This is a genomic window from Sphingomonas sp. Leaf32 (assembly GCF_001421765.1).
Lineage (GTDB): Bacteria > Pseudomonadota > Alphaproteobacteria > Sphingomonadales > Sphingomonadaceae > Sphingomonas.
Genome location: NZ_LMLA01000007.1, coordinates 158,541 through 174,005, shown reverse-complemented (window position 1 = coordinate 174,005; position 15,465 = coordinate 158,541). Strand labels below are relative to the sequence as shown.

Genomic DNA, 15,465 nt, shown 5'->3' with positions numbered 1-15,465 from the left:
GGTGAAATTTCTTCGCGGATATAAGCGAAGAGAGGATAGGCGATGATGCATGGGCTGGTCCCTGCCAAGCTTGGCTTTGGCGGGGCCGCGATCGGAAATCTGTATCGATCGGTCGGCGACGATGCCGCCCGTGCGACGATCGACGCCGCGTGGGAACGGGGTATCCGCCGCTTCGACACCGCCCCGCACTACGGCTTCGGCCTGTCCGAACGGCGGCTGGGCGATGCGCTGTCCGATCTTGATGCCGGCCGGCACGCCATTGTCTCGACCAAGGTCGGTCGGGTGCTGCGCCCGGCACCCGACCGCGACCTGACCAGCGAACGGCAAGGGTTCGTCTCCCCCGAACCGGTCGAAAGCGCGTTCGACTATTCGCGCGATGGCGTGCTCCGGTCGTTCGACGCCAGCCGCGACCGGCTGCGGCGCGACCGGATCGACCTGCTGCTGGCGCACGACCTCGGCGAAATGACCCATGGCGCAGACCATGGCGCACGGATGGCGACCTTCCTCGACGGCGGCTATCCGGCGATGCGGGCGTTGCGCGATGCGGGCGTCGTCGGCGCGATCGGCATCGGCGTGAACGAGATCGCGGTGTGCGAGGAACTGCTGGATCGGGTCGAGCTGGACGTCATCCTGCTCGCCGGGCGCTACACGCTGCTCGAACAGGCCGCGCTCGACACGCTGCTGCCCCGGTGCGCGGCAAGCGGCGTGCAGGTGATCGTCGGCGGCCCCTATAATTCGGGCATCCTCGCCTCGGGCACCGGGCCGGACGCGCGCTATAATTACGAAGCGCCGCCGGCCGAGGTGACGCGCCGGGTCGATGCCATCGCCGCGATCTGTGCGCGGCACGGCGTGCCGATGGCCGCCGCCGCGCTGCAATTCCCGATGGCGCATCCCGCCGTGACGGCGGTGATTCCCGGCATGGCGGACGCGGCCGAAGTGGCGCAGGCGGCGGCGCTGGCCACCCTGAAGCTACCGCCGGCGCTGTGGACCGACCTGATCGATGCCGGCCTGATCCGCGCCGACGCCCCTGTTCCCATGGAGACCGCATGACCCGCCTGTCCGGCAAGACCGCCATCGTCACCGCCGCCGGCCAAGGCATCGGCCGGGCCAGCGCCGAACTGTTCGCCCGCGAAGGCGCGCGGGTCCTCGCGCTCGACGTCAATGCCGATGCGCTGGCGACGCTGACGGGGTGCGAACCGCATGTCGTCGACCTGATGGACGGCCAGGCGATCAAGGATTTCGCCGCCCGCGTCGGCGCGGTCGACATCCTGTTCAACTGCGCGGGCTTCGTCCATGCCGGCACGATCCTGACGACCGAGGAAGCCGACTGGGACTTCAGCTTCGACCTGAACGTCCGGTCGCAATATCGGCTGATCCGTGCGCTGCTGCCGGCGATGATCGCGAACGGCGGCGGGTCGATCGTCAACATGTCGTCGGTCGCCAGCCATGTGATCGCGGTGCCCGGCCGCTTCGTCTATACCGCGTCGAAGGCGGCAGTGATCGGCCTGACGAAGTCGGTCGCGCTCGACTTCATCGGACAGGGCATTCGCTGCAACGCGATCTGCCCCGGCACGGTCCAGTCGCCCTCGCTGGAGGACCGCATGGCCGCGACCGGCGATGTCGAGGCCGCCCGCGCCGCCTTCACCGCGCGCCAGCCGATGGGGCGACTGGGCCGCGCCGAGGAGGTTGCCGAACTGGCGCTCTACCTCGCGTCCGATGCGTCGTCCTACACCACTGGCGGCGTCCATGTGATCGATGGCGGCTGGTCCAACGCATGATCCGCGTCCTGACCCTAGACCTGGTCGACGACGCAGGCGCGATCGCCGAATATGAACGCTGGCACCGGCCCGGCAACGTGCCCTTGGCCGTACTGGCCGCGATCCGTGCGGCCGGGATCGCGGAGATGGAAATCTTCCGCACCGGCACCCGGCTGGTGATGACGATGACCGTCGCGCCGGATTTCGACCCGCTGGCCAAGGCCGATGCCGACGCCGCCGATCCGCAGGTCGCGGAATGGGAAGCGCGCATGGGGCAATTCCAGCGCGCGCTGCCCGATGCACCCGATGGGAGCCGCTGGACGCCGATGACCCCGATCTTTGCCTTGCGCGACCATTCATGATCGCCCCCGTCGCCCCGCCCGCCTCCGCCAGCACCGGGACCGGGCGGCGCTTCGTCACGCCGGGCTATGCCGCCGGGTTCGCGGTGGTCGTCAGCCTGTTCTTCCTCTGGGCGGTCGCCAACAATTTCAACGACCTGCTGATCCGCCAGTTTCAAAAGGCGCTCGACCTGAACCGGGCGCAGGCGGGCCTCGTCCAGTTCGCCTTCTACATCGGCTATTTCGTCATGGCGCTGCCCGCCGGGCTGGTGCTGCGACGCTTCGGCTATCGCGCGGGCATCCTTGCGGGCCTGGGCTTCTACGCGGTCGGGGCGCTGCTCTTCTATCCGGCGGCGGAGGTGCGCGAATATGCCGCGTTCCTCGGCGCGCTGTTCGTCATCGCCTCGGGCGCGGCGTTCCTCGAGACCGCCGCCAATCCCTATATCGTCGCCTTCGGCGATCCGGCGCGCGCCGAACAGCGGCTGAACCTGGCGCAGGCGTTCAATGGTCTGGGCGGCGCGATCGCCCCGGTGATCGGCGCGCGCTTCATCTTTTCCGGTGTCGAGCATGACCGCGCCGCACTGGATGCGATGGCCCCCGCCGCCCGCGCCGCCTATCGCGCGGCAGAGGCGCAGATGGTGCAGCTGCCCTATCTGGTGCTGGCCGGGGTGGTCGTGCTGATCGCGCTCGCCGTCGCCGTCGTCCGCCTGCCCGAAGTGCCGCGCGAAACCGGCGGCAACACGCTGCAGGGCCTGCGATCGGTGCTGGGCGTGTCCGCGCTGCGCTGGGCCGTGGTCGCCCAATTCTTCTATGTCGGCGCACAGGTCGGCGTGTGGAGCTTCTTCATCGACGTGGTGAAGACGATCAGCCCCGCGACGCCGGAGCGGCAGGCCGCCTATCTGCTGTCGATCAGCCTCGGCCTGTTCCTGGCCGGCCGGTTGATCGGCACGATCCTGATGCACCGCATCGTCGCCACGCGGCTGCTGGCCGGGTTTGCCATCGCCAATATCGTGCTGATGCTGGTCGCTGCGCTGGGGCATGGGACGACTGCGATCTATGCGTTGCTGCTCAGCAGCTTCTTCATGTCGATCATGTTCCCGACGATCTTCTCGCTCGGCGTCCGTGATCTCGGCCCCCGCGCGCCGCTGGGCGCGCCGCTGATCGTGATGGCGGTCATCGGCGGGGCGGTGTTTCCGCCGCTGATGGGATGGATGAGCCACGGCATGGTATCGATCCAGACCGCGATGCTGGTGCCGTGCCTGTCGTTCGCGGTCGTGCTGGCCTTTGCGCTGACGGTCCGGCGCACCGCTCAGCGATAGAAGCGGACCTTTGCCAGTTCGAGCCATGCCCGCCCGCCCGGTTCGCCGGTCAGGCAGAAGGCGACGCTGCGCAGCCGTGTCAGGTCCAGCGGGGTGCCGCCGCTGGCAAAGGCGCTGAACGGCAGGCGAATCTCGCGGCGTTCCCCCGTCGCCGCGAACGACGCCCGCCCCGTGCCCCGCGCGCCATAGACGTCGAAGGTGGCGCTATAGACTCCCGCCCCGCGCGCCTCGAACGCGATGCCGGTAAAGCCCTGCGCATCGGCGACGTCGATCGCTCCCTGGGTCAGCGGCAGCACCAGCGCCGCGAACGGCCGGTTGGCCGCGCCCAGCCGCGCGACGGCGAACAGATGCGGGTCGTGCGGGCCATCGGGACGCACGATGTCCAGCCGGCTGTGGTCGGTCCCCGGCTCGACGCTCTCCACCGGCAGCGTGTCGAGATCGGTCCGCCCGTCGCGCCGCGCGCCGGTATCGATCGGGCCGGGCATCGCATGGACCGGCATCGGCGTAGCTTCGGTCGCATCGATCCGCTGGCGCAGCGCCTCCAGCGGCATCTCCCGCCCCGCGACGAATACCCGCCGCACATCATGCAGGTCGTCGATCGCCACATCGGGTCGCCCGCCGACCAGCAGCAGGTCGGCGCGCTGGCCGACCGCGATCCGGCCATGGTCGCGCTGCCGCAGGATGTCCGCCGCACCACCGGTCGCGGCGACCAGCGCCTCCGCCGGCGTCAGTCCCAATCCCGCCAGCAGCCGCGTCTCGCGCACCGCGCTCGACCCATGATACACGCCGCCGATCCCGGCATCGGTGCCGACGCCGATGCGGATACCCGCCGCGTGCAGCGCCTGGACATTGGCCTGCAGGATGGCCCAGCGCTTCGATTCGAGTTCGGGGATCACCTCGGCCGGGCGGGCCATCCGCGCGGCCTCCGCCGCCCGTTCCGGCGCGGCCAGATGCCGCCATTCCAGCGGCGTGAACGCCCTCGCCTGCTGCGGTTCATACACCACCAGCGTGGGCACATAGGCGACATGCTCCGCCTGCATCAGCGCGATCAGTTCGGCATCGACCGGGGCGTCGCCGATACCGTGCCCCAGCGCATCGACCCCGGCGGCGGCGGCGATTTTCGCACCGGCCAGCGTCACCGTGTGGGTGATGACCGGCAGGCCGGCGGCATGGGCATCCTCGACGATGGCGGTAAGGGTCGGCACGTTCATGCTGGCCAGATCGGGCGAGCGACCATAGCGCCAGCCATCGGCGAACACCTTGATGACGTCCGGCTTATACGACAGCGCGGTCTTCATCGCGACATGCGCCGCGCGCGGCGTCGTCGCGGTCAGCGTGAAGAAGCTGCCCCAGCCATATTCGGTGCCATGCCCGCCCGGCACGCCCAGCCGGATGGCGAGGTTCAGCCGCGGCGTCGGGATGGTACCATCGGCCGCGATGGCGCGGATGGGGCCGAGCATCTCGCCCGACAGCGAAAAATCATTGGCGCTGGTGATCCCATTGGCAAGATGCGAAGCCCAAGCCTTCCCCAGATCGTCGGGACTGCCATAGCCCGAGGCCCGCAAATGGGTATGCAGGTCGTGCAGGCCGGGCAGCAGCGTCAGCCCATGCGCGTCGATCACCCGCGCGCCGCGCGGACGCTTCAGCCGGGGTCCGACCGCCACGATCCGGTCGCCGACGACCAGCACGTCCCCCGGCACCGCCGCCGCGCCCGTGCCGTCGAACACCCGCGCGCCCCGGATCAGCACCGACTCCACGCGCTCCACCGGCCGGTCGGCGGCGATCAGCAGCAGGGGCATCAGCGCGAGCAGGAGGCGATGGAGCATGGGTCCATGTGTACCGGCTATACCAGGCGCGTCCAACGGTTGCGCGGGCGCGGGCACCGCGTAGGATGCGCGCCCATGCAGGCGATAAGAGCGATCATCCTCGGCGCGGCGGGCGCCATGCTGGTGGCGGCGGCACCCGATCCGGCAGTGGATGCGGCGGTGCGCGCGGCGCTGGCCAAGGCGCCGGCGGGAACCCGCTTCGGCATGGTGGTGCGCGATGCGGCGGGGGTCGAGCAGGTCGCGATCGAACCGGACCGGCGCTTCGTACCCGCCTCGAACACCAAGATCTTCACGACGCTGGCGAGCTTTGCCACCCTGCCCCTCGACGCCGCCGACGATGGCGGGGCGGGCGTGCGGATGGAGGGGCGCGACGTCATCCTGGTCGGGGCCGGCGATGCGCGCCTGTCGAGTGCCGCCGACTGCCGGGTCGATTGCCTGTCGACGCTGGCCGACGCGGTGGCCGCGACGACGCGGGTGGTGGGCGACGTGATCGGTGACGACAGCCGCTTTCCCGACCAGCGCTGGTCGCCGGGCATGGGCTGGAACAACATGGCCGGACGCTATGGCACCGCCGCCTCCGCGCTGACGCTGGACGACAACGAACTGGCGATCACGGTCGTGGCGCAGGGCGACAAGGCGGTGGTCGGCGGATCGGACTATTACCGCATCGACAACCGGATACGGGTCGGCAAGACCAACGCAGTGTCGTTCGACCGGATGCCGGGCAGCGACCTGCTGCGCCTGTCGGGCACGGTCGCGCCGGGGCCGGGGCCGGGGGTGACGGTGCGCACCGGCGTCGAGGACGCGGCGCACCATGCGGCGTGGACGCTGGCGCAACTGCTCCGCGATCGGGGGGTGCGGGTGACCGGGACGGTCGGGGTCCGGCACCGGCCGCACCGGGCGGAGGAAGACGGCGCGGTCGTGGCGGACGACGCGCCACCACCGATGTTGGCGCGGGTGCAGCCCGGACCGCTGATCGAGGATGTCGCGATCACCAACAAGGCCAGCCAGAACCTGCACGCCGAACTGCTGCTGCGCCGCATCGGACGGGTCGGCGGCGGCGGGTCGATCGGCGACGGGCTGAAGCGGATCGCGGCGATGATGGCCACCGCCGGCGTACCGCGCACCGCATGGGACCTGTCCGACGGGTCGGGCATGTCAACCTATAACCGGGTGACCCCGCGCGCGATGGTGACGTTGCTCGGCTGGGCACAGGCGCAGCCCTGGGGGGCGCGCTGGATCGCGACGCTGCCGGTCGGCGGGGTCGACGGCACGCTGACCCGCCGGTTCCGCGACACGCCGCTGGCCGGAAAGGTGCACGCCAAGACGGGCACGCTGAGCGGCGTATCCGCGCTGGCCGGGACGATGACCGCGGCGAGCGGGCAGACGCTGACCTTCGCGCTCTATGCCAACGACAATCCGGACGGCATGTCGGCGACCCCGGCGATGGATGCCGCACTGCTGGCCGCCGCCGCCGCGCTATAGCCGCACGTTATGGTGCTCCTATCAAAATTGGGCGAGTGTTACCGGAACGCTACGGTTCCATGAAAACTCGCTGAACGACCCCTTCCGCAGCGCGCCGCTTTCGTTGCTTATTGTTGCTGACAGCCGTCGGGGGAATGGCGGCGCAGGCTTGGGGGCAAGAATATGCGGGCTGGCAAGGCAATGATGCTGGTGGGCGGATCGCTGCTCGCCGCGACGATGGCGGCGGGCAGCGCGGGTGCGCAGACGGTCAGCGAAGGGGTGACGACATCGGAGGCCGCCACGCCGACCGGCGTCGCGGTACAGACCACCCCGGCGTCGAAGGCGGACGACGGCGAAATCCTGGTCACCGGTTCGCGGATCAAGCGCGATCCCAACAACAGTTCGCTGCCGCTGCAGATCATCAGCAATGCCGAACTCGAACGCAACGCGATCGCCAGCCCGGAACAGCTCATCAGCCTGCTGACCAGCAACGGATCGGGCGCGGACAATCTGGCATCGAACGCCGACGTGACGACCGGCGCGCAGCGCGGGACCAACGGGCTGTCGGCGGCCAATCTGCGCGGTCAGGGTGCTGCGGCGACGCTGGTATTGCTCAACAGCCGCCGCGTCGCGGCGCACGGCCTGTCGGGCGCGGCGGTCGACGTGAACCAGATTCCGTTCGCCGCGATCGAACGGGTCGAGGTGCTGAAGGACGGCGCGTCGGCGATCTACGGCACCGACGCGATCGGCGGCGTCATCAACTTCATCACCCGCACCGATTACAAGGGTGTCGGCGTGATGGGCGCGACCGACGTTACCGAACAGGGTGACGGCAACATCTACCGCGTGTCGGCCATCGCCGGCTTCGGCGATCTGGACGATCAGGGGTTCAACGTGATGGGCGCGGTCGCCTATCGCTGGAACAACATCCTGTTCGGCTCGAACCGCGACTTCGTGAACGGCAACCAGCCGAACCGCGGCCTGTCGGTCGACACGCGCGGGACGCCGATCGCCACCGCCTTCCCGCTCAATCGCTCGACCAATTTCTTTCCGGGCGGCACGCTGCTGGGCGGCACCGCGACGGCGCAGGTGTTGCCTGGCCTCCTCATCCCCGGCACGACCACGGCGGCGAGCGGCGGGATCAATATCCTCGACCTGCCCGGCGGCGCCGGCTGCGAATCGATGGACGGCGGCATGGCCTATGACGACGCGCTGTGGAACAACGTGTCGGCGCGCTATGCCTGTGCATGGGACACCGGTCGCGCGGCGGTGATCCAGCAGCCGATCAAAACGCTGACCTATCTCGCCCGCGCGGTCGCGCGCGTGGCGGAGGATCACCAGATCTCGCTGGAGGTCACCGGATCGAACGCCAATTCGGCCAAGCTGTTCTCCAATGCGCAGGTGTCGGGCAACACGACCAACCTACAGGTCGCCTATCCGCTCAACAGCCTGACCGCGCCGACCTATAACGCGGTCTATAACGCGATCCGGGGCACCTTTCCGGCGGTTGCCGCCAATTACGGCAAGCCGATCGCGTTCCGCTGGCGCTGCATCGCGTGCGGCCCGCGCGAATATGAAACCGATACGAAGACGATCCGCGTCACGCTGGCCGCCGAAGGGCCGCTGTGGGAAGGCTGGGATTATCGCGCTGGCGGTTCCTATGCCAAGAGCGAGTCCAGCTCGGTGCTGGGCAGCGGCTATTATTATCGCGGGACACTCGCCAGCGGTGCCTATGACCCGACCGCGCCGACCGCACCGGGCGCCAGCGGTCCGGGCCTTGCGGGGTTGTTGAACAGCGGCATCCTGAACCCCTTCTCGATCAACCAGACCGACGCGGCGCTCGCTGGCCTTGCGGCGGTATCGGCCGAAGGAGCAACGCTGTATGGCGGGCGCTATGAGGTGAAGCAGATCGACTACTCGATCGCCGGCCCTCTGTTCCGCCTGCCCGGTGGCAAGGCGCAGATGGCGGCGGGTATCGATTTCCGCAGCGAATCCTACAGCTTCAATGGGTCGGCGGCGGCCGCAGCATCGGCGCCGGTCATCTTCCTCGCGGCGTTCGACAATGTGAACGCGCTCCGGGCCAAGAACCGGCAGGTGAAGGCGGCCTATACCGAAGTGCTGCTGCCGCTGTTCCGCGGATTCGAACTGACCGGTGCGCTGCGCGTCGACGATTATGGCGATTTCGGCACCAGCACGAACCCCAAGGTGTCGGTGAAGTACCGCCCGTGGGAACCGCTGATGTTCCGGGGATCGTTCAGCACCGGGTTCCGCGTGCCGACCTTCAACCAGATTTTCAACGGCACCACCGAATCGCCCTATTCGGGTCGCGACCTGGCCGATCCGGTGCGCTGCCCCGGCGGCATTCCCAACACGACCAACCCGGCGTGCCAGGCGGTGCAGCCCAATATCCTGACCGGCGGCAACCCGAACCTCGGCCCCGAAAGCGCCAGGATGTTCAGCGCAGGCATCGTGATCCAGCCCGCGCCGAAGTTCAGCGCGTCGGTCGATTTCTGGGCGATCAATGTCGACGACACGATCCAGTTGCTGACCGAGCGCGAGCTGATCGACAATGCCGCGCTGTTTTCGGACCGGTTCATTCGCGACATCAACGCGGGTGACCAACTGGTCGCGATCGACCGCACCTGGATCAATGCCGGCGCGCGGCGCACGCAGGGCCTCGAACTGACCGCACGCGGCGGCGTGGACGGGTTCGGCGGCAGCTTCCTCGCCGGGATCGACGGCACCTATCTGCTAAAGAAGCGCGAGAAGTTGACGGAGAATTCGCCCTATGGCCCCAGCCTGATCGGCGTGTTCAGCTTCGCCGGTGATCTGGGCCTCAAATGGAAGCACAATGCGTTCGTCAGCTACACCAACGAAGCGGTGACGATCGCGCTGACGCAGCTCTATCGCGACGGGTACAAGAACCAGGCACTGCCCGGCATTCTGGCCGGTACGGTGACGCGGCCGGACTTCAACACCTATGTGAAGCCTTATGTCACCTATAACCTTGCGGTCAGTTTCCCGAACCTCGGCAACAAGGCGACCCGCCTGACGCTGGGCGTCAAGAACCTGTTCGACGTCGATCCGCCGTTCGCCATCACCTATGATTCGAACACCGGGTCGGGCGGGGCATGGGAACCGCGCGTCGCCGATCCGCGCGGGCGGGCGTTCACGGTGCAGGCGGACGTGAAGTTCTAGGGGGACGCCTTGCTTGCCTGCCCTTCCCCGCTCGGTTCGAGCTTGTCGAGAAGCGTCCGTCGAGAACACCGGAGTTTGCGGCACCGCCTTCTCGACTTCGGTTCTCGACAAGCTCGAACCTGCGCTCGAAGCAAACGGGGGAAGGATGAAGGAGTAGAGTCAGCCAATGTCCGTGATCGCCGCCGCCCTCCTTCCCGCCGCAGCAGCGCAACCGGTGGCCGAGGTACGGGTCGCTTTCGACCGGCGCGGCGAGACATCGGTCGCGGTGCGGGGCCTTGCCGACATCGCCGCCGACCGCCCCGTCACCCCGGACGATCCGGTGCGGGTCGCCTCCATCTCCAAGCTGGTGACCGCCATCACGGTGCTGCGGCTGGTCGATGCGGGCACGCTCGACCTCGATGCCGATGTGTCGCAGCTGCTGGACTGGCGGCTGCGGCATCCGCGCTTTCCCGACGTGCCGATCACGCTGCGAATGTTGCTGTCGCACCGGACGGGGATCGTCGACGGGGTGGAATACGTCCTGCCGCTGGACGCCGAACTGGCGCCGGTGCTGGCCGATGCGAAGGCATGGGATGCCGTCCACGCGCCGGGGACGTGGTTCGCCTATGCCAATCTGAACTTGCCCGTCGTGGCAAGCGTGGTCGAACGCGCGACCGGTGAACGGTTCGACCGGGCGATGCAGCGGCTCGTGTTCGCGCCGCTGGGGATCGAAGCCTGCTATAACTGGGCGAGTTGTTCGCCGGACGTCGCGGTGCGCGCGGTCGTGCAATATCGCGGCGGAAAGCCGACCAAGGACGACCATCACGGCCGCGCACCCGCTTGTCCGGTCGAGCCGGCGCGCGACGGGACGTGCGACCTGTCGCGGTGGCGTGCGGGCAGGAACGGGGCGATGTTTTCGCCGCAGGGGGGCCTGCGCATTTCGGCGCGCGGACTTGCGACGATCGGGCGGATGCTGCTGCGACGGGGGCGGACCGATCGCGGGCGACTGCTGTCGCCGCGAGCCTTCGCAACGCTCACCACGCCGCTGTGGACGTGGGACGGAACCAATGGCGATACCGGCAGCGACGCGACGACCGGGGCGAAGCAGGGCGGCTTCCTGTGCCGCTATGGGCTGGCGGTGACGTTCCTCGCGACGCCGACCACGGGGTGCCGCGACGACCCGTTCGGTGACGGGCGGCGGCGGCTGGGCCATGCGGGCGATGCGTACGGCCTGCGATCCGGGCTGTGGGTCGACCTGAAGCGCGGGACCGGCGTCGCCTATTTCGCGACCGACGTGGCGGTGGAGGCGTCGGCGCAGTCGGCATTCACCCCGACCGAGGAACGGCTGGCGCGGGGGCGGTAATCCCCCGCCCCTCAATGCTTCTTCGGCAGGACGTGCAGCACGCCGGCGATGACCCCGCCGATCAGGACGCCGAACACCGCCGCGCCGGCCGCATTGACGATCCATTCGAGGACGCCGCCCAGCGACGGCACGGCCGTTGCGACATGGTGCGCGGCATCGTGGACGAGGTGCGGGAGCCAAGCGAAGCCGAACTCCTCCATCCCGTGCAGGATGATCTGCCCGCCGACCCACAGCATCGCGGCGGTGCCGATCAGCGCCAGCGCCTTGAGCACGACCGGCATCGCCTTCACCAGTCCGCGCCCGACCGTCTGCGCCAGCGCGCTCGATCGGCGGGCAAGCGCCAGGCCGATGTCATCCATCTTCACGATCAGCGCGACCACGCCGTACACACCGACGGTGATCGCGATGCCGACCACCGCCAGCGCGAAACCCTGCATCCAGATCGACAGCGCGGGCAGTTCGTTCAGGGCGATTATCATGATTTCGGCCGACAGGATCATGTCGGTGCGGATCGCGCCGCTGACCTGGGTACGCTCCATTTCGGCCGGATCGGTGGTGGCGACCGCTTCCTCGGCATGATGGCCGTCGAACAGCGGCGCGAGGATCTTTTCCGCACCCTCGAAGCACAGGAATGCGCCGCCGGCCATCAGGATCGGGGTGATCGCCCACGGAGCAAAGAACTTCAGGATCAGCGCGGCCGGGAGCAGGATCAGCAGTTTGTTGCGGAGCGACCCCAGCGCGATCTTGCCGATGATCGGCAGCTCGCGCGCCGGCGACAGCCCGACGACATAGCGCGGGGTGACCGCCGCATCGTCGATGACGACGCCCGCCGCCTTGGCCCCGGCGCGCCCCGCCGCTGCGCTCACGTCGTCGAGCGACGCCGCCGCCAGCTTCGCAATCGCGGCAATATCGTCGAGCAGCGCAACCAAACCACCAGCCATCGCGTGTTCCCCAAAGCCGTTCGCGGCAAGCGGTAGCGACCGGATCGGCATAATTCCATGAAAAGCGTCCAACATCACCGATCGTAGCCGGTAAGGTTTTTCTGGACAGGGGCGACCGATGCGAGCGGTATTTCGGACGCCGACCCAACCACCTATGATCTTGGCAACGCTCCATACCGCAGCCGCTGCAGCCGGTTTTACCCATGCCGTTAATATTCATTCTTGCCCGGTTAATTGCCGGCAAAGATGATTTTAATGCCCCATCATTACCGCCATCGCATCGCGCACCATTGAGAATGCGCACCGGTACCGAGTTTTTTGGGGATTACGGAATGCGAGCGACGATCAGAATGAAATTGGGTGCGACCTTTGCCGTCGTCCTGCTGCTGCTGGCCGGAGTGGTCGGCTTCGGCATCAACCGTCTGAGTATGCTGAACGAAGCGATGAGCGATCTGGTGGATGATCCTGCCACATCGCTCGACCGTATTCAGCAGTTCAACATGGCGTCGACCTTGACCATCATCGCGGAAAAGAATTTGGCGCTGTCCAACGATCCGCAGGTCGTGGAAAAGCAGCTGTCCAATTTCCGGCAGCAGCGCGCGCGCGCCGACGAACTGATCGCGCAGGCGCCGCCGATGGCCGACGACATCGACCGCGCGCAATATGCCAGCATCCGCACGCAATGGAACGAGTACAAGGTCGTTGCCGACCGGATCATACCGCTCGCACTGGCGGACAAGAATCTCGAAGCAGGTGCGCTTTCATTGGGTGATGCCCGTCCGATCGCCGAAAAGATGCGGGCACAGGTTCTGGACGTCGTGCAGCGCCAGCGCGAAGAGATGAAGAAGGCCGATGCCGCAGGCGACGTGCTCTATGCCGAATCGCGTACGATGCTGCTCGCGACCGCTCTTGCCGCGTTGCTGATGGCTATCGTCGGCGCGCTGTGGATCAGCATGATCGTGTCGAAGGGGCTGAAGCGGGTCGGCGTCGCGCTGGACGCGGTGGCCGTCGGCGACCTCGATCAGGAAGTGACCGTCACGACCAACGACGAGATCAAGGATTTGGTCGACACCGTCAACGGCATGACCGTTGCGCTGCGCAAATCGGCGGCGCTGGCCGACACGATCGCGCAGGGCGACCTGACCGTGGATCACACGCCGCTGTCGGACAAGGACAAGCTGGGCCACGCCCTCGTGTCGATGATCGAACGGCTGCGCAGCGTGGTGGGCGATGCGTCGGGTGCGGCAAATAATGTCGCCGCCGGCAGCGAGGAATTGTCCGCGTCGTCGGAACAGGTGAGCCAGGGGGCCACCGAACAGGCGGCATCGGCCGAGGAAGCGTCGGCATCGATGGAACAGATGGCCGCCAACATCAAGCAGAACGCGGACAATGCGGCGCAGACCGAGAAGATCGCGCGCCAGTCGTCGAAGGATGCCGAAGCCAGCGGCGTCGCGGTCGACCGCGCTGCCCGGGCGATGCGGACGATCGCCGAGAAGATCGGCATCGTGCAGGAAATCGCGCGGCAGACCGACCTGCTGGCGCTGAATGCCGCGGTGGAAGCGGCGCGGGCCGGTGAGCATGGCCGCGGCTTTGCCGTCGTCGCCTCCGAAGTGCGCAAGCTGGCCGAACGCAGTCAGACCGCGGCGGCCGAGATCAGCGCGGTGTCGAGCGACACGGTGCAGGCGGCGGCGCAGGCCGGCGAGATGCTGACCAAGCTGGTGCCCGACATCCGCCAGGCGCTGCAACAGCTCGACCAGGTGACGCAGCAGAACGCGTCGGCATCGGAACAGATCACCTCGACGTCCGAGGAACTGGCCAGCCAGGCGAACGAACTGCAACGAAGCATCGCCTTCTTCCGCGTCGATGCCGGCCGCAGCGCGCAGCGCCCCGCCGCCCGCAAGCCGGCGGTGCGCGCCAAGGCATCGGCCTCTGCCGCGCGCGCGACGGCGAACTCGGTCGTCGACCAGCAGAACCGCGCACGCGGCTTCGCGCTCGACCTGTCGCAGGGCGGGCCGGACAGCGACGATGCAGTGTTCGGCCGCGCGGCCTGACGGGGAGCAATCGACCGCCCCCAACCAGGGGGCGGCCGCACCGTCAGCCGGCATCAACAGGGGGGTGTTGCAGGATGCGCAATTGGATCGGATGCGTTGCGGTCGGGCTGACGATGTTGTCGATACCGGCGCAGGCACAGGACGAGGCATCGGGGCCACTGAGCGTCGATGTGGTGTACAAGGGCGATGTCGTCGGGGTCGTGGCGGGGGATGCGCGCGGCGTGCGCTATCTCGACAATATCGACCTGCTGGCCTCGCTCGACCTCGACCGGGCGATCGGGTGGCACGGGGGCACCGCCTTTGCCAGCCTGCTCAACAATTTGGGCGGGCGTCCCAACGACCTTGCGGGGACGTTGCAGGGCGTGAACAATATTGAGGTCGCCGGTGCCGACCTGCTGCTCTACCAGGCATGGGTCCAGCAGAACTTTGCCGACGACCGGCTGTCGGTGCTGGTCGGCAAATATGACCTGAACAGCGAATTCTATGCCAACGAGGCCGCGTCGCACCTGATCGCGCCGGCGTTCGGCATCGGATCGGAACTGTCGGCGACCGGACCCAACGGGCCGTCGATCTTTCCGCGCACCGACCTTGCCATTCGCCTTCGCGCCGGGGACGAGCGGCATTATGTGCAGGCCGTGGCGATCCGCGCGCCGCGCGGGACGGCCGACGCGCCCGGACATCGCTCGACGCTGTTCGTCGCCGAGGCGGGGCGGCAGGGCGTCCTGTCCTTCACGCTGGGCGGCTGGGCCTATAGCCGGCGGCAGCCCCGCATCATCCCGCCGGGAGTCACCGCCGGTCCGGGCGAGGCGGCATCGCACGGCGTCTATGCTTCCGTCGAAATCGACCTTGCCGGACAGGCAGACCAGCCGGGCCATTGGCGCGCCTTTGCCCGTGTCGGCTGGTCGGACGGGCGGACCACGCCCTTTGCCGGTGGATTCCAGTTCGGCGTGACCGGCCATGGCATCGTCCCCGCCCGGCCCGACAGCCAGTTGTCGATCGGCGTGGCGAGCGCCGACCTCAGCACCCCCTATCGCCGCGCCAATCCGGCGGACGAACCCGCGCTGACCGGATCGGAGGGAATGATCGAGCTGACCTATAGCGACCGGGTGCTGCCATTCCTGACGCTCCAGCCCGACGTGCAATATGTTCGCCGTCCTGGCGGCCTGCGCGATGCGGAGGATGCGGTGATCCTGGGGCTGCGCGCGATCGTGGCGTGGAAGACGCTGTAG

The 15,465-nt window shown here is 68.2% G+C and carries 11 protein-coding genes; 9 read left to right on the top strand and 2 right to left on the bottom strand.

The annotated features are described in order from the left end of the window. Nucleotides 1-42: 42 nt before the first annotated feature. The 4 genes from ASE83_RS08565 to fucP are packed head-to-tail and all read left to right on the top strand — an operon-like array spanning nt 43 to nt 3,414. Entirely contained in the window at nt 43-1,050 is a 1,008-nt protein-coding gene (locus ASE83_RS08565) for an aldo/keto reductase (RefSeq protein ID WP_082443377.1), read from the top strand. Next, nucleotides 1,047-1,778: an SDR family oxidoreductase gene (locus tag ASE83_RS08560; protein WP_055788227.1), complete on the top strand. Its 732-nt coding sequence runs from the start codon at nt 1,047-1,049 to the stop codon at nt 1,776-1,778. The genes ASE83_RS08565 and ASE83_RS08560 overlap by 4 nt, the downstream gene beginning before the upstream one ends. Continuing rightward, the gene (locus tag ASE83_RS08555; RefSeq protein WP_055788223.1) at nt 1,775-2,119 is read left to right on the top strand and encodes an L-rhamnose mutarotase; all 345 of its coding nucleotides are present in this window, start codon (nt 1,775-1,777) and stop codon (nt 2,117-2,119) included. Before ASE83_RS08560 ends, ASE83_RS08555 begins: the two co-directional genes overlap by 4 nt. After that, nucleotides 2,116-3,414 carry an L-fucose:H+ symporter permease gene (gene fucP / locus ASE83_RS08550; protein ID WP_082443378.1) on the top strand — a complete coding sequence of 433 codons (1,299 nt, stop codon included), beginning with the start codon at nt 2,116-2,118 and terminating at the stop codon, nt 3,412-3,414. Before ASE83_RS08555 ends, fucP begins: the two co-directional genes overlap by 4 nt. On the opposite strand, the gene ASE83_RS08545 is transcribed toward fucP, so the two are convergent. After that, the gene (locus ASE83_RS08545) at nt 3,405-5,240 is read right to left on the bottom strand and encodes an amidohydrolase family protein (protein ID WP_055788220.1); all 1,836 of its coding nucleotides are present in this window, start codon (nt 5,238-5,240) and stop codon (nt 3,405-3,407) included. The genes fucP and ASE83_RS08545 overlap by 10 nt on opposite strands. A gap of 75 nt (nt 5,241-5,315) precedes the next feature. Here ASE83_RS08545 and dacB point away from each other — a divergent pair, with 75 nt between their 5' ends. The 3 genes from dacB (at nt 5,316) to ASE83_RS08530 (ending at nt 11,244) form a co-directional block, all read left to right on the top strand. After that, entirely contained in the window at nt 5,316-6,725 is a 1,410-nt protein-coding gene (gene dacB / locus ASE83_RS08540; RefSeq protein ID WP_082443379.1) for a D-alanyl-D-alanine carboxypeptidase/D-alanyl-D-alanine endopeptidase, read from the top strand. A gap of 162 nt (nt 6,726-6,887) precedes the next feature. Continuing rightward, on the top strand, nt 6,888-9,902 hold the full coding sequence (locus tag ASE83_RS08535; RefSeq protein ID WP_156352928.1) for a TonB-dependent receptor domain-containing protein: 3,015 nt from the start codon (nt 6,888-6,890) through the stop codon (nt 9,900-9,902). A gap of 166 nt (nt 9,903-10,068) precedes the next feature. Continuing rightward, nucleotides 10,069-11,244 carry a serine hydrolase domain-containing protein gene (locus ASE83_RS08530; protein WP_055788214.1) on the top strand — a complete coding sequence of 392 codons (1,176 nt, stop codon included), beginning with the start codon at nt 10,069-10,071 and terminating at the stop codon, nt 11,242-11,244. An 11-nt stretch (nt 11,245-11,255) separates the two neighbouring features. Here ASE83_RS08530 and ASE83_RS08525 read toward each other — a convergent pair whose 3' ends face one another. After that, nucleotides 11,256-12,185, bottom strand: a complete 930-nt coding sequence (locus ASE83_RS08525; protein WP_055789188.1) for a DUF808 domain-containing protein — start codon at nt 12,183-12,185, stop codon at nt 11,256-11,258. A 350-nt stretch (nt 12,186-12,535) separates the two neighbouring features. Here ASE83_RS08525 and ASE83_RS08520 point away from each other — a divergent pair, with 350 nt between their 5' ends. Together ASE83_RS08520 and ASE83_RS08515 are read left to right on the top strand one after the other, a co-directional pair. After that, nucleotides 12,536-14,236, top strand: a complete 1,701-nt coding sequence (locus ASE83_RS08520) for a methyl-accepting chemotaxis protein (protein ID WP_235515979.1) — start codon at nt 12,536-12,538, stop codon at nt 14,234-14,236. A 74-nt stretch (nt 14,237-14,310) separates the two neighbouring features. After that, a complete protein-coding gene (locus tag ASE83_RS08515; RefSeq protein ID WP_055788211.1) occupies nt 14,311-15,465 on the top strand; it encodes a carbohydrate porin in 1,155 nt (384 codons plus the stop codon).